Annotated in this window: 17 protein-coding genes; 6 read left to right on the top strand and 11 right to left on the bottom strand. The window is 71.8% G+C overall.

Annotation, left to right across the window (positions count from 1 at the left end; all coding sequences use genetic code 11):
• Nucleotides 1-40 precede the first annotated feature (40 nt).
• On the bottom strand, nt 41-1,636 hold the full coding sequence (locus tag ABTZ99_RS39660) for a vWA domain-containing protein (protein ID WP_498777823.1): 1,596 nt from the start codon (nt 1,634-1,636) through the stop codon (nt 41-43).
• Nucleotides 1,637-1,805: 169 nt separating this feature from the next.
• Here ABTZ99_RS39660 and mgrA point away from each other — a divergent pair, with 169 nt between their 5' ends.
• The gene (gene mgrA / locus ABTZ99_RS39665; RefSeq protein WP_498777821.1) at nt 1,806-2,834 is read left to right on the top strand and encodes an L-glyceraldehyde 3-phosphate reductase; all 1,029 of its coding nucleotides are present in this window, start codon (nt 1,806-1,808) and stop codon (nt 2,832-2,834) included.
• On the opposite strand, the gene ABTZ99_RS39670 is transcribed toward mgrA, so the two are convergent.
• From ABTZ99_RS39670 to ABTZ99_RS39680, 3 genes are all read right to left on the bottom strand, one after another.
• Nucleotides 2,831-4,228 (bottom strand): sensor histidine kinase, encoded by a 1,398-nt coding sequence (locus ABTZ99_RS39670; RefSeq protein WP_499618176.1) that lies wholly within the window; start codon nt 4,226-4,228, stop codon nt 2,831-2,833. The genes mgrA and ABTZ99_RS39670 overlap by 4 nt on opposite strands.
• Nucleotides 4,225-4,923 carry a response regulator transcription factor gene (locus ABTZ99_RS39675; RefSeq protein WP_498777817.1) on the bottom strand — a complete coding sequence of 233 codons (699 nt, stop codon included), beginning with the start codon at nt 4,921-4,923 and terminating at the stop codon, nt 4,225-4,227. Before ABTZ99_RS39675 ends, ABTZ99_RS39670 begins: the two co-directional genes overlap by 4 nt.
• Before the next feature lie 300 nt (nt 4,924-5,223).
• Nucleotides 5,224-6,264 carry an ADP-ribosylglycohydrolase family protein gene (locus tag ABTZ99_RS39680; RefSeq protein WP_498777815.1) on the bottom strand — a complete coding sequence of 347 codons (1,041 nt, stop codon included), beginning with the start codon at nt 6,262-6,264 and terminating at the stop codon, nt 5,224-5,226.
• A 187-nt stretch (nt 6,265-6,451) separates the two neighbouring features.
• Here ABTZ99_RS39680 and ABTZ99_RS39685 point away from each other — a divergent pair, with 187 nt between their 5' ends.
• The gene (locus tag ABTZ99_RS39685) at nt 6,452-9,244 is read left to right on the top strand and encodes an AfsR/SARP family transcriptional regulator (protein WP_498777813.1); all 2,793 of its coding nucleotides are present in this window, start codon (nt 6,452-6,454) and stop codon (nt 9,242-9,244) included.
• 643 nt (nt 9,245-9,887) lie between these two features.
• Here ABTZ99_RS39685 and ABTZ99_RS39690 read toward each other — a convergent pair.
• A complete protein-coding gene (locus ABTZ99_RS39690; RefSeq protein ID WP_499618178.1) occupies nt 9,888-10,664 on the bottom strand; it encodes an aminoglycoside phosphotransferase family protein in 777 nt (258 codons plus the stop codon).
• Between the two features lie 51 nt (nt 10,665-10,715).
• Between ABTZ99_RS39690 and guaA the strand changes: the two genes are divergently transcribed.
• Nucleotides 10,716-12,275, top strand: coding sequence for a glutamine-hydrolyzing GMP synthase (gene guaA / locus ABTZ99_RS39695; protein ID WP_499618180.1), 1,560 nt, complete (start codon nt 10,716-10,718; stop codon nt 12,273-12,275).
• A gap of 90 nt (nt 12,276-12,365) precedes the next feature.
• Here the strand turns inward: guaA and ABTZ99_RS39700 are convergent, their stop codons facing one another.
• Both ABTZ99_RS39700 and ABTZ99_RS39705 read right to left on the bottom strand, forming a co-directional pair.
• Nucleotides 12,366-12,569 carry a hypothetical protein gene (locus tag ABTZ99_RS39700; protein WP_498783483.1) on the bottom strand — a complete coding sequence of 68 codons (204 nt, stop codon included), beginning with the start codon at nt 12,567-12,569 and terminating at the stop codon, nt 12,366-12,368.
• Nucleotides 12,562-13,857, bottom strand: coding sequence for a PspC domain-containing protein (locus tag ABTZ99_RS39705; protein ID WP_499618182.1), 1,296 nt, complete (start codon nt 13,855-13,857; stop codon nt 12,562-12,564). The genes ABTZ99_RS39700 and ABTZ99_RS39705 overlap by 8 nt, the downstream gene beginning before the upstream one ends.
• A gap of 110 nt (nt 13,858-13,967) precedes the next feature.
• Here ABTZ99_RS39705 and ABTZ99_RS39710 point away from each other — a divergent pair, with 110 nt between their 5' ends.
• Both ABTZ99_RS39710 and ABTZ99_RS39715 read left to right on the top strand, forming a co-directional pair.
• Entirely contained in the window at nt 13,968-15,206 is a 1,239-nt protein-coding gene (locus ABTZ99_RS39710) for an ATP-binding protein (RefSeq protein WP_498783487.1), read from the top strand.
• Nucleotides 15,203-15,853: a response regulator gene (locus tag ABTZ99_RS39715; protein ID WP_053721568.1), complete on the top strand. Its 651-nt coding sequence runs from the start codon at nt 15,203-15,205 to the stop codon at nt 15,851-15,853. Before ABTZ99_RS39710 ends, ABTZ99_RS39715 begins: the two co-directional genes overlap by 4 nt.
• Nucleotides 15,854-15,887: 34 nt before the next feature.
• On the opposite strand, the gene ABTZ99_RS39720 is transcribed toward ABTZ99_RS39715, so the two are convergent.
• The 3 genes from ABTZ99_RS39720 to ABTZ99_RS39730 all read right to left on the bottom strand — a co-directional run bounded on the left by ABTZ99_RS39720 (nt 15,888) and on the right by ABTZ99_RS39730 (nt 18,927).
• Nucleotides 15,888-17,327, bottom strand: coding sequence for a serine/threonine-protein kinase (locus tag ABTZ99_RS39720; RefSeq protein ID WP_499618185.1), 1,440 nt, complete (start codon nt 17,325-17,327; stop codon nt 15,888-15,890).
• A gap of 37 nt (nt 17,328-17,364) precedes the next feature.
• Nucleotides 17,365-17,775 (bottom strand): SsgA family sporulation/cell division regulator, encoded by a 411-nt coding sequence (locus ABTZ99_RS39725; protein WP_498783491.1) that lies wholly within the window; start codon nt 17,773-17,775, stop codon nt 17,365-17,367.
• 195 nt (nt 17,776-17,970) lie between these two features.
• The gene (locus ABTZ99_RS39730) at nt 17,971-18,927 is read right to left on the bottom strand and encodes a DMT family transporter (RefSeq protein WP_499618187.1); all 957 of its coding nucleotides are present in this window, start codon (nt 18,925-18,927) and stop codon (nt 17,971-17,973) included.
• Between the two features lie 76 nt (nt 18,928-19,003).
• Here ABTZ99_RS39730 and ABTZ99_RS39735 point away from each other — a divergent pair, with 76 nt between their 5' ends.
• Nucleotides 19,004-19,897 (top strand): LysR family transcriptional regulator, encoded by an 894-nt coding sequence (locus ABTZ99_RS39735; protein ID WP_498783493.1) that lies wholly within the window; start codon nt 19,004-19,006, stop codon nt 19,895-19,897.
• A gap of 226 nt (nt 19,898-20,123) precedes the next feature.
• Here ABTZ99_RS39735 and ABTZ99_RS39740 read toward each other — a convergent pair whose 3' ends face one another.
• Nucleotides 20,124-21,734 (bottom strand): serine/threonine-protein kinase, encoded by a 1,611-nt coding sequence (locus ABTZ99_RS39740; RefSeq protein WP_498783495.1) that lies wholly within the window; start codon nt 21,732-21,734, stop codon nt 20,124-20,126.
• Nucleotides 21,735-21,837 lie beyond the last annotated feature (103 nt).

Genomic DNA, 21,837 nt, shown 5'->3' on the forward strand with positions numbered 1-21,837 from the left:
CCCGTGCCTGCCGGGCGCGGGCCGCGACCGCGTGCGCGGGTTACTCGCGGTCGGTGATGACCTGGTAGGCCACGCCGCCGTGGTCCTCGCCCTCGACGAACTGGACGAGGTTCGTCAGGTACTCGCCAGGGGCCTCGGGGGTGAAGGTCAGTTCCGCGGTGAACCGCTCACCGGGCTGCAGCGGCACGCCGAGCAGCGCCGCCCGCTTCGGGTCGAGCTGGAACGCGGTCTCGCCGACCTGCTTCACGCCCTCGGCCTGGCCGCCGCCGGCGCGCCAGCGCTCGAACAGGCGCGGGCCGAGGTCGATCACCACGGCGCCCGCCACCGGCTTCTCGCCGGTCAGCACGAGGTCGGTCTTGACCTCCCGCTCGGTCGCGTTGCCCAGGGTGAACCAGGACCTCACCGGCTGGAACACCTTGCCCCGCACGGTCTGGAAGTTCTTCCACGCGATGTTGTTGTTGTTCTTGGTGTTCAGCGCGGTGTTCGGGCCCTCGGCGAACGTCATCGGGTCCGTCGCCGACACCCAGCGCGCGAGGAGGCAGAAGTGGCCCGGCCCCGGGACGTTCGTCCACGGGATCTTCGCCACGGTCCCGCCCGCGGGCACGGACAGCGACTGCTGGCCGATGGCGATCCAGTCGCCGTTGGTGACGTTGTTCCACGTCGTGCCGCCGCCGGCGGGCGTGCGGTAGACCTTGAGCGTGCCGGTGCTCGTGCCGAGGCCGGAGTTGTTGTTCAGCCGCACGTGGACGAAGTTCGTCGCGCCGACGACCGGCTGGATGCCCGCGCAGTCCGCGGTGGTCGGGCAGACCTTGATGTCCGGGCTGTTCCACACCGTGCCGTTCGGGTTCGGCTCGGCGCCGGTGTCGGTCACCTGGTCGCGGATCACCACGTCGGTCTGCCGGCAGTCCGACAGGAGCTTGCGGATCGCGTCCGCCGTGCCCACGCCCGTGGACGTCGCCTGCGTGAACACGCCACCGGTCGTGGAGGCGTAGTTCTGCATGATCGGCGTGATCACGGGGGTGTAGGTGGCCGACGTCGGCACGTACACCGGCGAGATCTTGATGCCCTTGCCGAGCGCGTCGTTCGCCCGCTGCGCGGCGTTGGCGACGTCCACGGCCGCGTGCACGTTGTCGAACCCGCCGGGGCGGGCGTCGGTCACCAGCACGACGAACTTCATCGCGTTCGACCGCCACGTGCCGCCGAAGTCGACGTTCTGCGGACGGCCGGCCGCGGGCAGGTTGTTCACGACCGTGTTCAAGGCCTCGTCGGACGCCTCGGGCTCGCTGGCGCCCGCGCCGGCGGCGAGCGTGTTGGTGACGTAGTTGGTCACCGCCGCCGCGTTGCCGGGCGCGAGGGTGTTGTGGACGGTGATGTTGTCCTTGAACGTGACCAGGCCGAGCCGGTAGTCGCCGCCGGACGCCGCGACGACGTCGTTCACGATGGCGTTGATGCCGGTCTTCAGGTTGGCGATGGCCCCGCCCATGCTGCCGGTGTCGTCGAGGACGAACGCGACGTCGAGGGGGCCGCACGGTGCGGCCGCGGCGGGTGCGGCCGCGGCCGGTGAGGTGAACTGGACCGCCGAGGCGATCAGGGCGGCGACGGCTGACAGCGTGCCGCGTCTGAGTGAGCGACGCATGGGATCTCTTTCCGCTCGCGCGTCCGGGCGCGGGGCCCGGGAGCCCGGACGCCGATGTCCGGGCACATGAGGCGGATGATCGGGCGATCGGCGGAATACGGGCCGAGCAGAGCAACTTCGTCCGGTTTTCCGACCGGCAAACGGAAGCCGGGCGTGCCAAGGTGGGGAGGTGGCCCACCTTCCAGCCGCCTCGCGGTACGACCGGATGACCTACCGGCGGTGCGGGCGCAGCGGGCTCAAACTGCCCGCCGTGTCGCTCGGCCTCTGGCACAACTTCGGCGACGACCGGCCCTACGAGACGGGCCGGGCGATCGTGCGGCGGGCGTTCGACCTCGGCGTGACGCACTTCGACCTGGCCAACAACTACGGCCCGCCGTACGGCTCGGCCGAGGTCAACTTCGGCCGGATGCTCGCCGACGACCTGCGGCCCCACCGCGACGAGCTGGTGATCTCCACCAAGGCGGGCTACGACATGTGGCCCGGCCCCTACGGCGAGTGGGGCTCGCGCAAGTACCTGCTGTCGTCGTTGGACCAGTCGCTGTCCCGGCTCGGCCTCGACTACGTGGACATCTTCTACTCGCACCGGTTCGACCCGGACACCCCACTGGAGGAGACGGTCGGCGCGCTGGTCAGCGCGGTGCAGCAGGGCAAGGCTCTCTACGTCGGCATCTCGTCCTACTCGGCGACGAAGACCCGTGAGGCGGCCGAACTGCTGCGCGCGGCGGGCGTGCCGCTGCTGATCCACCAGCCCTCGTACTCGATGCTCAACCGGTGGATCGAGAACGACCTGCTGGACGCGCTGGGCGAGCTGGGCGTCGGCTGCATCGCGTTCTCGCCGCTGGCGCAGGGGATGTTGACCGACAAGTACCTGGACGGCGTGCCGGAGGGCTCGCGGGCCACGCAGGGCAAGTCGTTGAGCGCGGAGTGGTTGAGCGAGGCCACCCTGGCGCACGTGCGGGCGCTGAACGAGGTCGCGGCGTCGCGCGGCCAGACGTTGGCCCAGCTCGCGCTCACCTGGGCGCTGCGCGACGAGCGGGTCACGTCGGTGCTGGTCGGGGCGAGCAGCGTCGGTCAGCTGGAGTCGAACGTGGCGGCGCTGGACGGCCCGCCGCTCACCGACGACGAGATCGAGCGGATCGACGTGCACGCGGTCGACTCGGGCATCGACCTGTGGGCGGAGTCGTCCAACGCCGGTTAGCGGGGCAGGGTCACGGTGAAGGCGGTGGCGCCCGGTCGGCTGGTCAGCTCCACCGTGCCGCCGTGCGCGGCGACCAGGGAGTGCACCACCGCCAGCCCCAGGCCGCTGCCGCCGCGATCACGCGTGCGCGAGTCGTCCACCCGGTAGAACCGGTCGAAGATGCGGGACTGGTCGGCGGGCGGGATGCCGGGGCCGGTGTCGCCGACCCGGAGCACGGCCGATTCGCCCCGCACCTCGACGGAGAGCGAGACCGCCGTGCCGGCCGGGGTGTGCACGGCGGCGTTGGTGAGCAGGTTGTCCACCACCTGCCGCAACCGCAGCGGGTCGAACGCCGAGGGCACCGGCTCGTCCGGCGCCGTCAGCGTCAGCGGGTGGGTCGGCCGGGCCGCGCGGAACGCGTCCGCCGCCTCCCGCGCCAGCGCCGCCAGGTCGCCGTCGGCCACCCGCAACGGCGTCTCCACCTCCGCCGAGTCCAGCCGGGCGAGCAGCAGCAGGTCGTCCAGCAGCACGCTCATCCGCGCCGCCTCCGAGCGCAGCTTCTCCAGGTGCGCCTCGCGCTCCTCCGGCGCGTTCGCCGCCGCGTACCGGAACAGGTCGGCGTAACCCCGGATCGACGTCAACGGCGTGCGCAGCTCGTGCGACGCGTCCGCGATGAACCGCCGCAGCCGCTGCTCCGCGGCGGTGCGCGCGGCCAGCGACGTGTCGATGTGCTCCAGCATCGTGTTGAACGCCGTGCGCAGCTCCTCGACCTCCGCGCCGCCGTCGCCGCCCTCCGCGCGCACCGGCAGCCGGGCCGAGTCGGTCAGGTCGTGCGACGTGATGTCGTGCGCGGTCCGGGCCATGTCGCTCAACGGCTGCAACCCGCGCCGCAGCACCGCCCGCCCGATCACCACGAACGCGACCAGCGCGAGCAGGAACGTGGCCACCTCCACGATCACCAGCTGCCGCACGGTCGTGGTGATGTCGTCCATCGGCGCCGCGCTGACCAGCACCACGCCGTCGGACACCGCGCACCCGCGCAGCCGGTACGTGCCGTCGCCGCGCAGGTACTCCGTCCGGTACACCGGTTCGCGCCCGTCGACCTGCAACGCGACCTCGGTGAACTCGGCGTTGTCGGCGGGCAGGTCGTCGCGGTTCTTCGGCGTGGCCGTGCCGTTGCGCACCTCGTAGACGACCGAGTACCAGCCGTAGGCCGCGCCCTTGAGCGTGCCGTTCTTGGCGAAGTCCTTCTTCAACGAGACCTGGGTCGTCTCCATCTGCGCGTCGAGCCGGCGTTCCAGGTACTCCTGCATGCTCCGCGCCATCACCGTGCCGACGACCGCGAACACCGCCAGCGCCAGCGCGCCGAGGCCCAGCGCCAGGCGCGTGCCCAGGCGCAGGCGCCGACGCGTCACTCCGCGGCTCGCCGCAGCGCGTAACCCACGCCGCGCACGGTGTGGATCAGCGGCTCGCCGCCGTCGTCCAGCTTGCGCCGCAGGTGCGAGACGACCAGCTCGACCACGTTGGACCGGCCGCCGAAGTCGTACTCCCACACGTGGTCGAGGATCTGCGCCTTGGTCAGCACGGCGGGGGAGCGGCGCATCAGGTAGCGCAGCAGCTCGTACTCGGTGGGCGTGAGCGTGACCAGCTTCCCGCCCCGGCGCACCTCGCGGGTGTCCTCGTCCAGGGCCAGGTCGGACACCTTGAGCACGGACCGCTTCCAGGTCGGCCCGGTCGAGCGCCGCAGCACGGCCCGCAGCCGTGCCATCAGCTCCTCGACGGAGAACGGCTTGACCAGGTAGTCGTCCCCGCCGCGGGTCAGGCCCGCGACCCGGTCGGCGGTGCCGTCGCGGGCGGTCAGGAACACCACCGGCACCATCGCGCCGGCCGAGCGGAGGCGGTCCAGCACGGTGAAGCCGTCGAGGTCGGGCAGCATCAGGTCGAGCACCACGATGTCGGGGTGGAAGTCGGCGGCGGTCCGCAACGCGGCCTCACCGCTGCCGGCGGTCACCGCCTGCCACCCCTCGTAGCGCGCCACCGTCGCCACGAGGTCGGCGATGTGCGGCTCGTCGTCCACCACGAGCAGTCGAACCGAAGCGCCCTTGTCCACGTGCCCATGGTGCGGCACCGGTCCCGCGGCGGCCGGGGCGTGCTCGCATCGACAGCGACTCGACAGGTTCGCGACAGGTCCGAGGGGCCAGTGGGGTGGTTCACAACGGTAAGGAGGTGGGCCGGCTGTGATGGCTCACACGCTCTCTGCTACGGTTCCGCCACGGGTTTTCCCGCTCCACGGCCAGGTCAGCCGGGTTCCGCGCTCGGGGCGTGTCCCTGCGCAGACCGCGTGGAGAGCCGGCCTCGGTCGCACGCTTTCGGGAACGTGCGTGCCGAGGCCGGCTTCACCCGTCTTCCCTCAGGCGTACCGGGCGTGGTCGAAGTCCTGGCCGGTGACCGAGCGGCCCAGGTCGGAGCCCAGTTGGGTCAGCAGGTCCACCAGTTCCAGGCCCGCGAGCCAGTCGCGCGGCAACGCCGACGTGCCGTGCAGCGCGCCGAGGATGTTGCCCGTGAGCGCCGCCGTGGCGTCGCTGCCGCCCGAGTGGTTGGCCGCCGCACGCAGGGCGTCCACGAACTGCGACCGCTTCGGGTACACCAGGACCGTGTGCACGGCGATCGCCAGCGCCTCCGGGCCCGTCCAGCCGCTGCCCAGGCGGTCGACCCGGACCGACTCGAAGCCCTGCGCCCGGTGCTCGTCGGCGAAGACGACGGCCCGGTTGAGGGTGTTCGCCGTGTACGGGTCGTCCCGCAGCACCCGGCCGATGACCTGGTCCACGGCCTCCCGCATCGGCCTCCCGCGCACCGCCAGCAGGTGGATGAGCAGCGAGAACGCCCCGCCGGACACCCAGCCGCCGGTGCCGCCGTGCGTCAGCGCGGCGAACCGGCAGCCGAGGTCGTAGGCGATCTCGGCGCTCGGCGCGAACCCCGCCGGCGCGGTGCGGGTGACGCCGTTGCAGCCGGAGGACTCGTTCTGCGGTTCCTCGGGCGTCGGCGGCGTGTCGGCGGCCAGGGCGCGCAGGCACGTCAGGCCCGGCGAACGGCTCGAGTACAGCCGTTCGTCGCCGACGAGGCCGACCGCGCCGGGCTCGGGCGCGGCCACCTGCTGGGTGATCAACCAGCGGCGGTAGCTCTGCCAGACGACCTCGATCGGGTCCCACTCGCCGGTGGTCCGACCGCGCACCCACGCTCGCAGGTAGCCGTCGGCGGTGAACAGGGTGAGCTGGGTGTCGTCGGTGACCAGCGCGGGGCGCGGCGGCGCGAGCACGCCTTCCGGGCCGTGGTCCCGTTGGATGTCCGCCCACCCGAGGTACTGGATGGGCGCGCCGAGGGCGTCGCCCAGCGCGCCGCCCACCAGGCACGCCGCGCCACGGTCGACCACGTCCAACGGCTCGCGCGGCACTTGCCCTCCTGCACTCGCCCAGAACTCGGCCGGGACGTCCGGGGCCAAAACCCTAGCCGCCGACCGCCCGTCCGGTCATGGGAGCACGACTAGTTGAGCAAGCAACATCTACTGACAGGTATCCAACGGCACCTCCGGCGCACCTGATCCAGTGACCGAGCCGTAGCGCACGAGGCGGGGGAGGGGCATGGCTGACCGGAGCAAGAGCGGGCTGGAGTTCGGCGTCCTCGGACCGTTGCAGGTGCTCGCGGACGGCCGACAGCTCGTCATCGGCCGCAAGGGGATGCGCGGCCTGCTCGCGATGCTGGTGCTCGACGCCAACCGGGTCGTCCCGATCGACGAGATCGTGGACAGCCTCTGGGCCGACGAGCCGCCCGCGACGGCCAGGACGATCGTGCACGGCTACGTGTCGCGGCTGCGCAGGATGCTGGAGGAGGCCGACCCGGCGGGCTCGGCGCGGATCCTCACCACGCCGCCCGGCTACCAGCTCTCGGTCGACCCGTGGCGGCTGGACTTCCACCGGGCCAGGCAGCTCGTGTCGAGCGCGCGCGGCAAGCCCGCGCCGATCCGGGCGCAGCTGCTGCGCGAGTCGCTCGGCCTGTGGCGCGGCCAGGTGCTGGCGGACGTGCCGGGCGACCCGGTCACCTCCGACCTGGAGGAGCTTCGGCTTGCCGCAGTGGAAGAGCGCATCGAGGCCGAGCTGGAACTGGGCCGCCACCTCGAACTCGTCGGCGAGCTGCGGCAGCTGGTGAACGAGTACCCGTTCCGGGAGCGGCTGGTCGGCCACATGATGCGCGCCCTGTACCGCTCGGGTCAGCGCGCCGACGCGCTGGAGGCCTACCAGCGCTTCCACCGGCGCGTCGTGGACGAGCTCGGCATAGACCCCGGCCCCGGCCTGCGCGTGCTGCACGAGCAGGTGCTCCGCGACGACCCGGCGCTCAGCTCGCCCGGCCTGGCGGAGCCCGCCCTCGTGCCACCGCGTCCCGGCGTCGTCGTGCCGGCCCAGTTGCCCGCCGCGGCCAGCGGTTTCATCGGTCGCGACGAGGAACTGGCCTGGCTGGACCGCCTGTGCGACTCGCGCGACCTGGCCGCCACGACCATCGCCGTGGTCAACGGGGCGGCCGGCATCGGCAAGAGCGAGCTCGCCGTCACCTGGGGCCACCGCCGGGCCGAGCAGTTCCCCGACGGCCTCCTGTTCGCCTCCCTGAACGGCTTCGCCCCCGGCCGCGACCCGGTCGAGCCGGCCGAGGTCCTGGCCCGCTTCCTGCTCGCGCTGGGCGTGCCCGCCGACGGCGTCCCCCGGGACCTGGACGACCGCGTCGGCCTGTACCGCTCGGTGCTGGCCAAGCGGCGCGTCCTGGTCGTGCTGGACGACGCGTGGGACCCCGAGCACGTCCGCCTGCTCCTGCCGCCCGGCGCCGGGTCGGTCGTCCTGGTGACCAGCCGCCGGCGCCTGGAGTCCCTGGTGGTGAGCAACGGCGCCCGGATGCTCACGCTGGACACGTTGTCCGAGGAGGAGTCCATCCGCCTGGTCGACGAGGTTGTCGGCAAGCCCCTGTCCGACCAGGAGCCCGCGGCCACCCGCATGCTGGTGGAACTGTGCGGCAACCTGCCCCTCGCCCTCCGGATCGCCGCCGCGAAGCTCGTCTTCAGTCCGGAGTGGACGGTCGAGGACCTGGTGGCGCAGCTCTCCGACGACGAGGCGCGGCTGCGCACCCTGGACCTGGCCGACACCGGCGTCGGTGTGGAACGCGCCCTGGCGGTGTCGTACCGCAACCTCCCGCCGGAACTGGCGGAGACCTTCCGCGCCGCGGGCCTCGTGCCAGGCCGCTGGGTGAGCCCGCACGCCATCTCCGCCGTCTGCGACATCGACCTGGGCACCGCCGCCGCCCGCCTGGCCGACCTCGCCGACGCGCACCTCCTCGTGGAGCAGTGGCGCGGCGGCTTCGTCCTGCACGACCTGGTCCGCCTCTACGCCCGCGGCGTCGTCGAACACCGGGAACGCGGCCTGCGTCGCCTGATGGACCACTACCTGTGCGCCTGCGACCACGCGAGACGCCTGATCAGACCGCCGTCGGACGGCCTCGACTTCACCGGCGACTCCGCCGTGCCGAGACCGGCCACCTCCTCGCAGGCCCTGTCCTGGTTCGACAAGGAGTGGTCCAACCTCATCGCGCTCGTGCACGCGGGCTCGGAGGCCGGCCTGCACGTGGAGGTCTGGCAACTCGTCCGCCTCGTCCACACCTACTGCGTGACCAGGCTCGTCAGCCGCGAGTGGCAGGCCATCGCCGAGTTCGGCCTCGCCTCGGCGAGGGTCATCGGCGACCGCCGCGGCGAGATGCTCGTGCTCAGCGCCATGCACGACGTCGACAACCGCGCCGGAACCCTGCGCGGCACCCTCGACCAGGCCCGACTGGCCCACCGGATAGCCGTGGACCTGGCCGAGCCCCGCTACCTGGTCATGACCCTCGGCCAGCTGGCGCTGGCCCTGGTCGCCGAGGACCGGGTGGAAGAAGCCCTGGGGCACTACCGCGAAGCCGTCGACCTGGCCCGCCGGGACGGCGACGCGCTCGGCGAAGCCACCGTGCTCAACAACCTGGCCCAAGTGGAGCAACGACTCGGCCAACGCGAAACGGCGGCCCAACACCAATTCCTGGCAATGGAGATCTACCACCGCAACGGCGACGAGCGGGCGTACGCGGTCGCGATGAACAACCTGGCCGAGCTCTACGCCGAACTGGGCCTGTTACCGGAGGCCGAGGAACACGCTCGGCAAGGGGTGGAACTGACGCGCGGCGGCTCGATGCAGTTCGAGGAGGCGTTCGGCCGGCAAGTGCTCGGATCGGTGCTCGCCAGACGGGGGGAACGGGTTGCGGCACAAGCGGAGCTGGCGGAATCGCTTCGGTTGTTCGTACGCCTGGGCTCACCGCGCGCGATGTTGGTCCGAACGGCTCTTGAAGCCTTGACCTCCGAGGTTTAGCCGCTGTTTAGCTCGACCTGGCGAAGTCGTGGGAACTTATAGGCGCGCTGATCAATCGAGTCGCGGTCAGCGCCCGGGTGGCTCTTGGTAGGGGGAACCAGGGGGGAAGCCACCCAACCCCGACTGGCCGGCGTTCGGGGGAGAGCGCCGGCCAGTCGGCTCTGTTGAATTGCCGCTGCTCCGCAGACGGCGGGCGAGGTCGCCGGGAAGTCGACCGCTCGCGCCTCATTTTCCGACGATCGAAAAGCGTGATCGCCGGAAAATGAGCCGCGAACGATCGACGCGACCTCGCGGGCACTGCCGAGCCGCACCACAACGGATTCGAAACCGCCAACCCCGACGGCCGCACACGCAGCCCTCGCCCCAACGCCGCACAACGGACCCGCAACCACCCACCGGGTCCACCACACCCCGCCCGCCCACAACGGACCCGCACATCCGCACCTAGGCCCGATTTGACATGGGTTCGGGTGCCATAGGCTGGTCGAAGCCGGGCAGGCTTGGCGGACGCTTTTCCCGCCAGGCCTGCCCGGCTCTGGCCTGCCTGGGGTGCCCGTAAGGGCCCCATGTCAAATCGAGCCGGACTGAACCAGGCAGTAAACGACCCACCCCACCCGCACCCTACAAACCCACCCCACCCCACCTACAAACCCGAAAAATTCTCCCGCACGTACTCGATGTGCCCCAAGTAGTACTCCTCGTGCCCCTCTTCCCTCTGCCGCCAGAACTCGGGCCTCTCCCGAATCATCGCGACCATGTCCTCCAACCTCGCCAACACCCGCAACCCCATCCCCGCCACCGGCAACCCGTACGCCTCGCAGAACAACCCCGCCCGCCTCCGCTGCTCCTCCACCGTCCCGAACTCCGGCGAAAACGGCACCAGGCAATACGCCGTATACGCGACATCCCACCACCGGGGCCCGGGCCGAGCACCATCGAAATCGAACACCCCGACCGGCATCCCATCCCGGAACACCATGTTGTACGGCGCCAGATCGTTGTGGCAGATCACCTCCACCGGCTGAACCGCCTCGAACTGCCACCCACCCAACACACCAACCAACCCAACCCCCGCCTCAACCCCATCCCCCGCCTCAACCCCATCCCCCGCCCCCGAGCCACCCCCACCCCTCACCGTCGCGTCGTGCAACCGCCGCACCATCCGCGCCACCGCCACCAGCACCTCGTCCGAACGCAACGACGCACTCAACGGCGGGTGGCCGACCTCACCCTCCAGGTACGACAACACCTCCCTCCCGCGCTCGTCCACCCCGTGCACCACCGGCGAAATGCCAAGCGGCGCAAGGTGTTCCAGCAACCGGTGCACGTTGGGCGTCCACGGACCGGTCGGCCTCCGCACCGTCGACCCGACCCGCACGACCTCGTTGAGCCCGCCTCCGGTGAGCACTTCTTCCTGCACGCATGACATCCTTCACCTGCGCGGATCCGCCAGACGAGAGGTTTTTCCCCAGTGGCCGAGAGCAGCAACCGCCCTGTGCTGGTAGTCGACTTCGGCGCGCAGTACGCGCAGCTGATCGCCCGGCGAGTCCGGGAGGCGCAGGTCTACTCGGAAGTCGTCCCGCACACCACAACCGTGGCGGAACTGCTGGAACGCGACCCGGCCGCCATCGTGCTGTCCGGCGGCCCGTCCAGCGTGTACGAGCCCGGCGCGCCCCAGGTCGACCCGAAGCTGTTCGACGTCGGCGTCCCGGTCTTCGGCATCTGCTACGGCTTCCAGGCCATGGCGGGCGCGCTCGGCGGCACGGTCGAGCACACCGGCACCCGTGAGTACGGCCGCACGGAACTGGGCGTCCAGCAGGCCGGCGGCCTGCTCCACGAGGAGCTGCCCGCCAACCACCCGGTGTGGATGAGCCACGGCGACTGCGTCACCAAGGCGCCCGAGGGCTTCACGGTCACCGCGACCAGCGAAGGCGCGCCGGTGGCCGCGTTCGAGGACACCGAACGCCGCTTCGCGGGCGTCCAGTACCACCCGGAGGTCGGCCACTCGCCGCACGGCCAGGAGGTGCTGCGCCGGTTCCTGCACGAGATCGCCGGCATCCGACCGCAGTGGACGACGTCCTCGATCGTGGACGAGCAGGTGGCCCTGATCCGCGAGCAGGTCGGCGACGGCAAGGCGATCTGCGGCCTGTCCGGCGGCGTCGACTCCGCGGTGGCCGCCGCTCTCGTCCAGCGCGCCATCGGTGACCGCCTGACCTGCGTCTTCGTCGACCACGGCCTGCTGCGCGCGGGTGAGCGCGCCCAGGTCGAGCGCGACTACGTGGCCGCCACCGGCGTCAAGCTCGTCACCGTCGACGCCCGCGAGCGGTTCCTCGACGCGCTCAAGGGCGTCACCGACCCGGAGCAGAAGCGCAAGATCATCGGCCGCGAGTTCATCCGGGTCTTCGAGCAGGCCGAGCGCGACCTCAAGGCCGAGGGCGACTACCAGTTCCTCGTCCAGGGCACGCTCTACCCGGACGTGGTCGAGTCCGGCGGCGGCACGGGCGCGGCCAACATCAAGAGCCACCACAACGTCGGCGGTCTCCCCGAGGACCTCCAGTTCACCCTGGTCGAGCCGCTCCGCGCGCTCTTCAAGGACGAGGTCCGCCGCGTCGGCACCGAACTGGGGCTGCCGGAGACGATCGTGCAGCGCCAACCGTTCCCGGGTCCCGGCCTGGGCATCCGCATCATCGGCGAGGTCAACCAGGAGCGCCTGGACATCCTGCGCAAGGCCGACGCGATCGCCCGCGAGGAGCTGACCAGCGCCGGCCTCGACCGCCAGATCTGGCAGTGCCCGGTCGTCCTCCTGGCCGACGTGCGCAGCGTGGGCGTGCAGGGCGACGGCCGCACGTACGGCCACCCGGTGGTCCTGCGCCCGGTGTCCAGCGAGGACGCCATGACCGCGGACTGGACGCGCCTGCCGTACGACGTGCTGGAGCGCATCTCGACCCGCATCACCAACGAGGTGAACGAGGTCAACCGCGTGGTCCTGGACGTGACGAGCAAGCCGCCGGGCACCATCGAGTGGGAGTAGCAGAGCCGCACGAAGAAAAGGCCCGTCCTCCCCAGGACGGGCCTTTTCTCTTCCCCCTACCCCTGCCCCCTCTACCGCCGCCGGCGCCCTCTACCTCCGCCGACGGGCCGACCCCGCCAGCAACCCCAACCCGATCACCATCGCCCCTCCGGCCAACGCCCACCTCAGGTCGAGGAACGCGGGCCACGACGCGCCGTCGGAGAGCATGTAGGCGGCTGCGACCAGGGCCGCGACCCCGAACACCAGCCCCACCACGTCGACCCCGCGCTTCTCGATCGAATCCTGGTCAGCCACGACTCACCTCCACCGTTCCGAGATCGCTGCGCACGTCGAGCACGATCTTCAACCCGCCCGGCCCGTCGGCCCCGTAGTCGGTGACCTCCTCGTGCCGCCCCTCACCGTCGGCCTCCCGGCCGAGGCAGTGCACCGAGCCGAGGTCCGTCCGGCAGTTCACCGTCACGTCCGCGTTGGCCGGCACCCTGACCTGCGCACTGCCCGCCTCGACCTCGACGGCGGTCGTCACGGACCCGCTGTTCGGCAACCCGGTCAGGTCGAGGGTCACCTCGCCGAGGCCGGCCGTGTACCGGTCCTTGACGTCCTCCACCTTCGTCGGGCGGTCCGTGGTGCTGCCCAGGTGCTTGCCGTCCAGGTCGAAGTCCACCGACGTCAACAGCACGCCCACCACCGACAGCGGCACGACGAGCCAGATCAGCCCGCGCCCACCGCCACCGCGCAGCGCGCCGAGCACCATCCCCGCGCCCATCACCGCGACCAGCAGGCCGATGACGTGCTGGGCGTGGAACCAGTCGGCGTACCCCGACGCCACCAGCGACCCCGCCAGCACCACCAGCGACGCCCCGAACGTCGCCAACCCCACCCGCGACCTGCGGCGGCGCACCGCCACCGGCGCGGGCGTCGCGCCTTCCGGCTCCTGCGCACCGGCCGGCTCGGGCAGGTCCCACGCGAACGGCGCAGCGCCGAGCGGGTCCCAAGCCGGTGGCGTCACGCGTTCGGTCGTGTGCTCGTCCGTCGACACCTTGCCCCCCACACCGTCACCATCACCGACTCCGACCCCGTGCCCGACCCCGACCCCGTGCCCGACCCCGACCCCGTGCCCGGCCCCGGCCCCGAAAGCCGCGGTCGGCTCCGGCCGGTTGAGCTGCCCCCGACCGCGGTGCAGCAGGTAGATCGCACCCATGGACAGCAGCACGCCGCCGACCATGGTGAACCCGCCGTCCACGAAGAACCCGGTCGCCGGGATCACCGCGATCCCGAGCAGCACCGTCAACGCCGTCGGGGTCGAGCTGCGCCCACGCCCGAGCAGCGCCTCCGCCGCCGACACCTCGTCATCGGCCTGCGCCAGCCACAACCAGCCGAGCAGGTAGATGAGCACCCCGGCGCCGTTGCACAACGCCATGGCCACGAACGCCACCCGGACGATCACCGGGTCGATCTGGTACCGCTGGGCGATACCGGCGGCGACACCGGCGATCTTGCGACCGTCGTGAGGCCGCCTGGGCCGCGTGGCCCAGAAGTCCTTCAGCGTCTCTTCGACGCTGGCTGCGCTGATGCTCCCGCTCACGACGACAAGCTTGCTCAACACGAGCCGTCCGCACATCGGGGGCCCACCCTGAACCGCGCATCGGGTGGAACCCTGATGACCGGCCCGGACCAGCGTGTGACCATCAACGGGTGAGTGTGGAGACGAAGGCCGTCGAGCCCGTGCGCCGCAGGCGGACCGGCCGGGTGGTCGCGGGTGTGGCGGGCGGTGTCGCCGACCACCTCGGCATCGAGGTGTTCTGGGTGCGGGCGGCGTTCGCCGCGCTGACCGCGCTCAACGGCGTCGGCGTGATCGCGTACGGCCTGCTGTGGCTGTTCGTGCCCCAACGCGCGGCCGGCGAGCCGGAAGGGCCCGCGAACCCGAGGGAACGCCAGCAGGCGCTCGGCCTGGTCGCCCTGGGCATCGCCGCGGCCGTGCTCGCCGGCCTGTTCTCCGGCCCGGTCAGCGGCTGGATCGCGGGGCCGCTCGCGGTGGCCCTGGTCGGCGCGGCCGTGGTCTGGCGCGAGGCGGACGAGGCGCAGCGCCGCCGCTGGCGGGCCGGCGCTAAGTCCGGGATCTTCGGCGGCACGGGCCGCAGCACGATCGTGCGCGTCCTCGCGGGCGTGGCGCTCGTCGCCATCGGCATCGGTGTGCTGCTGGTCAACAGCTACGGCATCGACCAGCTCCGCTTCGCGCTGCTCGCCGTGGTCGCGACCCTCGGCGGGGTGGCGGTGCTCACCGTGCCGCTGTGGATCAAGCTGATCAACGACCTCGGCGAGGAGCGCCGGGTCCGCATCCGCACCGAGGAGCGCGCCGAGATCGCCGCCCACCTGCACGACTCCGTGCTCCAGACCCTCGCCCTGATCCAGAAGCAGGCCGAGCAGCCGCGCGAGGTCAAGCGCCTGGCGCGCGGCCAGGAACGGCAGCTGCGGGAGTGGCTCTACGGGCGGATCGTGGAGGAGAACAGCCAGCCGACCACCATGTCCGCCGCGATCGCCAAGGCGGCGGGCGAGGTCGAGGACAGCTTCGCGCTGGCCGTGCAGCAGGTCGTGGTGGGCGACTGCGAGCTGGACCCGAACCTGTACGCCCTCGTCCAGGCCGCCCGCGAGGCGATGGTCAACGCGGCCAAGCACGCGGGCGTCGGCGAGATCAGCGTGTACGGCGAGGTCGAGCCGGAACGGGTGGCGGTGTTCGTCCGCGACCGGGGCAAGGGCTTCGACCCGAAGACCGTTCCGGAGGACCGGCATGGCCTCGCGGACTCGATCGGGGGGAGGATGGACCGGCACGGCGGCGAAGTCCGGATCCGCACCCGGCTGGGTGAGGGCACGGAGGTGCAGCTGATGATGCCGAGGAAGACCGCAGACAAGCGAGAGACGGGGGCCAGGACATGACCGTTCGGGTGTTCCTGGTGGACGACCACGCGTTGTTCCGCGCCGGGGTGCGGGCCGAGCTGGACTCGATCACCGACGAGATCGAGGTCGTCGGCGAGGCCGGTTCGGTCGGCGAGGCGGTGGCGGGCATCGGGCACCACCGCCCGGACGTGGTGCTGCTCGACGTGCACATGCCCGACGGCGGTGGCGCGGAGGTGCTGCGCCAGGTCCGCACGGCGTTGCCGGAGGTGGTGTTCCTGGCGCTGTCGGTGTCCGACGCGGCCGAGGACGTCATCGCGGTCATCCGCGCCGGTGCGCGCGGGTACGTGACGAAGACCATCTCCAGCCAGGAGCTGGTGCGCGCGGTCGTGCGGGTCTCGGAGGGCGACGCGGTGTTCAGTCCGCGGCTGGCCGGGTTCGTGCTGGACGCGTTCGCCGACCGTCCCGGCGCGGCTCCGATCAGCGACCCGGAGCTGGACCTGCTGACCCCGCGCGAGCGGGACGTGCTGCGGCTGCTGGCGCGTGGTTACGCGTACAAGGAGATCGCGTCCGAGCTGTTCATCTCGGTGAAGACGGTCGAGACGCACGTGTCGAGCGTCCTGCGCAAGACGCAGCTGTCGAACCGGTACGAGCTGTCGCGGTGGGCCTCGGACCGCAGGCTGGTCTGACGGGCGCTCCCCGCCCTCCGGCTGCCTCCCAGGGCTACTCCAGCTGCTGGGAGGAGAAGATCTGCAACCTGCCGCCGTCGGGCCACACGCCGAGCTCGTAGCGCCCGTAGGACGCGGTGCCCGCGTGGGTGAAGTTCACGTTCACCCGCACGGCGTACCTGGCGGGGCTGATCTCGACGACCTCGATGCCCTGGGCCTGCACGTCGTCGTACTGGCCCCAGAACGCCTGGTACTCCTCGAACGGTCGCTGGAACGGCACGGCCAGGTTCGCGTAGGCCGCCGCCGTGTCCTCGGGCAGCGCCTCGTAGTGCCTGCGCACGAGTTCGGCCGCGTCGCTCGCCGTGAGGCCCAGGGACGTCGTCGTCGGTGCGGCGTCCCCGAACGTCCAGACCTCCAGCGCGGCCGCCGTGACCGCGCCCGCACCGAGGAGCAGCACGACCGCTGCCACGAGAGGCGCCAGCCACCTCTTCCGCTGCTTGCCGTCGGGCGACCCGGCTTCACGCACCCCGGACCCGACCTCCGGCTCACCCTGTCGACCGGTCGTGACCTGCGACGATCCACCGCCGACCGGTCCACCGCCGACCAGTTCGGGTTCGACCGGCCCGGATTCGACCTGCTCAGGCTCGGCCGGCTCCGGCTCGGCCCGCAGGGGAGCGGCCAGCAACTCGGCCGCCTCCACCGCCGTGGGCCGCCCGGCCGGATCGGCGGCGAGCAACCTCGTCAGCACACCCGTCAACGGCCCGGAACGCGTCGGCGGCTCGATCAGCCCCGCCGCGGCCCGGTACAGCAGCCCGAAGCTGTTGTCGCTCACCCCGTGCGGCGACTGCCCCTCCGTCGCCGCGTACAGCGTCGCGCCCAGCGAGAACACGTCCGACGCCTGGTCCGGCTGCTCGCCCCGCGCCACCTCGGGCGCCAGGTACGCCGGGGTGCCGGTGATCATGCCGCTGTCGGTCAGCGTGCCGTCGCCCGCGGCTCGTGAGATGCCGAAATCGGTGAGCTTGACCGTGCCGTCGTGCCCGATGAGCACGTTCGACGGCTTGACGTCCCGGTGCACGATGCCCGCCGCGTGCGCCGCAGCCAGCGCGGTGGCCACCCGACCACCGATCCTGGCCGCCTCGTCCGGGCTCAACCTGCCCCGCTCGGCCAGCAGCCCGGCCAGGCTGCGCGAGGGCAGGTACTCCATGACCAGCCACGGCCGGTCGTCCTCCACCACCACGTCGAACACGGAGATCGCGTCGGGGTGCTGCAGCCGGGCCGCGTTGCGCGCCTCGCGCATCGCCCTCGCCCTGGCCACCTCGAGCTCGTCGGCCGTCAGGTCCGGCCACCGCAGCTGCTTGACCGCCACCTCGCGGTCCAGCAGCTCGTCCCGCGCCCGCCAGACGACGCCCATGGCCCCGCTGCCGACCCGCTCGACCAGCGCGTACCGACCGCCGACCGTCCCCGTCCCTGTTCCTGTCCCCCCGGACTCCGCCACGCCAGCAGGTTAAGCGATGGCGCGGCCCGCGTTGGTGTCAGTTGGTCGAGACCAGCTTGGCCAGTTCGCGGTCGAAGTCGATCCACAGGTCCTCTTCGCCGGGCTGGACCACGTCGTAGGTCATGTCCAGGAACTCGGCGATGTCCTCGGCGTCGGCCGACAGGATGGCGAAGCCGGTCGGCGCGTTGAGCTCCACCAGGACCCGCTCCGGGTCGTCGGCGGCCGGCCGGACCAGGATGTCGCCCTCGCCGGAGGAAGTCAGCAGGCCGTCCGCGAGCAGGTCCCGGGCGAAGATCCACTCGACCTTGCCCTGGCCGGTGTGGAACAGCACGGCTACCGCGTACGGGTCCTCGGGTTCGTAGTGGAGCTCGGCCTCCACCGGCGCCGGGGCCACGCCCGGGACGAGGAGGTGGAACGTCGTCGTGATGGTGATGCTGTCGTTGCTCATGTCCTGTGGGTTCCCTTCCGAAGTCGTCCCTCTCATGTGAGGAGACGTCCGAGAGGGCGAATCAGGACGCGTATCGCCTGAACACCACGCGATCGGGGGAGACCTGCGTCTCAAGTCCACCCGTTTGCCCAGGACGGGTGTCTCAGTTGGCCGCCAGTCCCGCCATACCGGCGGGTAACAGTGCGTTATCGCAGGTCACTTGAGCGTAGCGACCTTGGTCTCCGAAGCCTCCGGGCCGTCCTCGGCCGCCTCCTCCGGCACCGGCACGATCGCCGTCGCGGGCTGCTTGCGGGTCAGCGCGACGCCGACGAGGACCACCACCATGCCCAGCACGACGCGGAGGTTGAGCGCCTCGCCGAGGAACATCGCGCCCAGCAGCACCGACACCACGGGCAGCAGGTAGCCGACCATCGTGGCGTTGGTCGCGCCCTCGTCCTCGATCACGCGGTAGTTCAGCACGAACGCGATGCCCGTCCCGAACACGCCCAGGATCGCCACGGCGACCAGCGGCTGCCACGACAGCTGCACCGGCTGCAACCCGGCCACCGGCACCACCACCGCCGTCAGGCCCGCCGCGGCCACCAGCTGGGTCGAGGAGATCTGCATCGGCGTCAGGCCGCGCCCGGACACCTTGTGACCGATGTAGGCGTAGCTGACCGCGTACGACGCCGCGGCGGCCAGGCACGCCAGGGCGCCCCAGCTCGCCAGCCCGGCCTTCTGCCACGGCGCGAAGATGACCAGCACGCCCGCGAAGCCGAGCACGAGACCCGCGAACCGGGCCGGGTTGCGCTGCCGTTCCGTGCCCAGGACCAAGCCGATGCCCAGCGCGAACAGCGGCGTGGTGGCGTTGAGCACACCGGCCACGCCCGAGTCCACCGTCTGCTCGCCCAACGCGAACAGCGCGAACGGCACCGCGCTGCCGAAGAGCGCGGCGAAGCCGAGGTGCAGCCAGGACGCCCGGTCCCGCGGCAGCCGCTGCTTGCTCCAGTAGACGAGCGCGACCAGCACCAACGCGCCGAGCGCGGTGCGGGTGAGCGTGATCTGGACCGGCGAGAGGCCGGTGAGCGCGATCTTGATCCACAGGAAGCTGGAACCCCAGAGCAGGGCCAGGACACCCATCCTGATCAGCGTGCCAGGCTTGTTCACGGCCACACTGTGCGCGATGCCGAAGTATCAGCACAAGTGAATAGTTCTGCACGATCCTTAAGCACAGCTGTACGGTTGCGTCATGTTGGACGTGCGACGCATGCAGGTGCTCCGGGCCGTGGTGACCACCGGCTCGATCACCGCCGCGGCGGTGAACCTCGGGTACACGCCCTCGGCCGTCAGCCAGCAGGTCTCGGCCCTGGAGAAGCAGGCGGGCCTGCCGCTGCTGGACCGGGTCGGGCGGGGCGTGCGGCCGACGTTGGCGGGCCGGCTGCTCACCGAGCACGCCGCGCACATCACCGACCGGCTGGTCGAGGCGGAGGCGGCGCTCGCGGACCTGCGGGCGGGACGCACCGGGCGGTTGCGGGTGCGCTACTTCGCCACGGCGGGCGCGGCGCTCGTGCCGCCCGCCGTCGCCCTGTTCCGGGCCAAGCACGCGGACGTGCAGCTCGACCTCAAGCTGACCGAGCCGGACGACCCGATGGTCGAGGTGGAGGCCGGTCGCGCCGACGTGGCCATCGTCGTGCACCACCGCGACAGCGAGCCGCCGCGGGGCGTGCAGGTCGTGCACCTGCTCGACGACCCGTACGTGGCCGTGCTGCGGCGTGGCCACGAGCTGACCCGCAAGCGCGTGCTCGACCTCGCCGACCTGGCGGAGGAGCAGTGGGTGGACGCCGTGACGCCGCCCGGGCCGTGCCGGGACATCGTGCTCGACGCCTGCGCGGGCGCCGGGTTCGCGCCCAACATCGTGGTGGAGGCCGACGACTACCCGACCGCGCAGGGGTTCGTCGCGGCCGGGCTCGGGGTGACGATCGTGCCGAAGCTCAGCCTCGGCGTCGTGCACCCCGGCGTGGTGGTCCGCAAGCTGCGCCACCCGGAACCGACCAGGAGCATCTGCGCCGCGATCCGTGAGGACGGCGCCGGCTCGCCCGCCGTGACCAGCCTGCTCGACGCGCTGGCGGCCTCGTCACGCTGACCCGCACCGACCCGCGCTGACTTGTGCAGTCTTGCAGAGACTTGCGCCAGGCCTGCGGGGAACTGCGCTGACTTGCAGGGGCCTGCGGGAGTTTGCGCCTGCCTGTGCAGGCTTGCAGAAATCTGTGCTGGCCTGTGCTGGCAGGCGCCGGCCTGCGGGGACCTCTGCGGACCTGCAGACCTGCGGACCTGCCGACCTTCGGCTGACCCACCGACCTGCGATTGATCTACGGCTGGCCGAGCTTCTGCTCACCGTCGATGTAGATGCCCTGGTTCTCCCACTTCAGGATGATCAGCTTGCGCTCGGTCATGACCGAGTTGTCCTTCATGTGGTAGGCGATGTCGACCTCGTAGGCGAACGACGAGTTCTCCCGCACGTTCTTGAGCTCGATCGACTTCACCTGGCTCCACACGCCCTGGTAGCCGGTCGCCCCGCCGGCCGTGGCCTGCATCTTGGCGGTCAACCGGCTGTAACCCTCGTCCACGTTCTCCGGCAGCAGGGCGAAGTAGTCGCGCAGCGCCTGCTCCTGCTGCTGCGGCGTCGGGAGGACGGTGATCTTGGCGGTCGGGGTGGACGGCTTCTTCGACGGCGTGACCGACGCCTCGCCGCCCGCTTCCAGCGCCGCGGTCGTCGTGGTCGAGCCGGCCTGGTTGCCGCCCGGGTCGTTGTTGTCCGCCAGCATGCTCGCCAGCAGGATGCCCACGACCGCCGCGCCCGCGATGGCCAGCGCGGTGAGCACCGTGGACCGCTTGCTCTTCATCGGACCACCGGCCGGTCTCGACGCACCGGTCGGTCGGGCGGGCGGCGGGTTGTGGCTCACCTGCCGCTGCGGCGCGGGCGGCGGGGTCGGCGCGGGCGCCACCCTGGTCGCGGAGTGCGGCGGGTTGTTCGGCGCGGCGGGCGGGTTGTGCCGGCCGGCCGGGGCCAGCGCGTGGGTCTGCGGCGCCTGGACGGGCGCGCCCTGCCACGACGGCGGGTGGCTCTGCGGCAGCGCGACCGGGAACTCCGGCGCGGCCCGACCGGCCGCCACCGCGGCCAGCGCCTCGCGGGCCTCGGCCATGCTCGGCCGGTCCTCCGGCTCGGCGCGCAGCAGGCGCATCAGCAGCGCGGTCAACGGGCCCGCCTGCTTCGGCGGCACCACCTTGCCCGACGCGACCTGGTGCAGCAGGGCGATGGTGTTCTCGTTCAGGCCGAACGGCGGCGCGCCCTCGATGGCCGCGTACAGCGTCGAGCCCAGCGAGAACACGTCCGAGGGCGGGCCGGGGTCGTAACCCTTGGCCACCTCGGGCGCGAGGTAGGCGGGCGTGCCCGCGAGCATCCCGGTCGCGGTGACCGTGACGTCGCCGGTGGCCCGGGAGATGCCGAAGTCGGTGATCTTCACCGTGCCGTCGTTGCCGAGCAGGATGTTGCCCGGCTTGATGTCGCGGTGCACGATCCCCGCGTTGTGCGCGGCGGCGAGCGCCGAGGCGACCTGCGAGCCGATCGACGCCACGTCGCGGGGCGGCAGCGTGCCGCGCTCCGACAGCGCCGTGGACAGGCTCTTGGACGGCAGGTACTCCATCACCAGCCACGGCTGGCCGTCGTCCTCCGCCACGTCGTACACCGCGATCGCGTGCGGGTGCTGCAGGCGTGCCGCGATCCGGCCCTCGCGCATGGCGCGGCGCTTCGCCTCGTCCGTGTCGGACTCGGCCAAGCCGGGCTGGAGCAGCAGCTGCTTGACCGCGACGGTGCGGTGCAGCCGCTCGTCGTGCGCTTCCCAGACGATGCCCATCGCACCGCTGCCGATCCGCCGGCCAAGTCGGTAGCGGCCGGCAACCAGGCGGCCATCGTCGCTCACGGCGTGCTCCCAGTAGCTGCTAGGGCTTCATTCAGTGGCGAACGACAGGACGCCACCAGGACAAGAACGTTGCGTCACCCGATCGGGTTCGGCACCACCTTAC

Source organism: Actinosynnema sp. NPDC002837, assembly GCF_040295345.1.
Classification (GTDB): Bacteria; Actinomycetota; Actinomycetes; order Mycobacteriales; family Pseudonocardiaceae; genus Actinosynnema.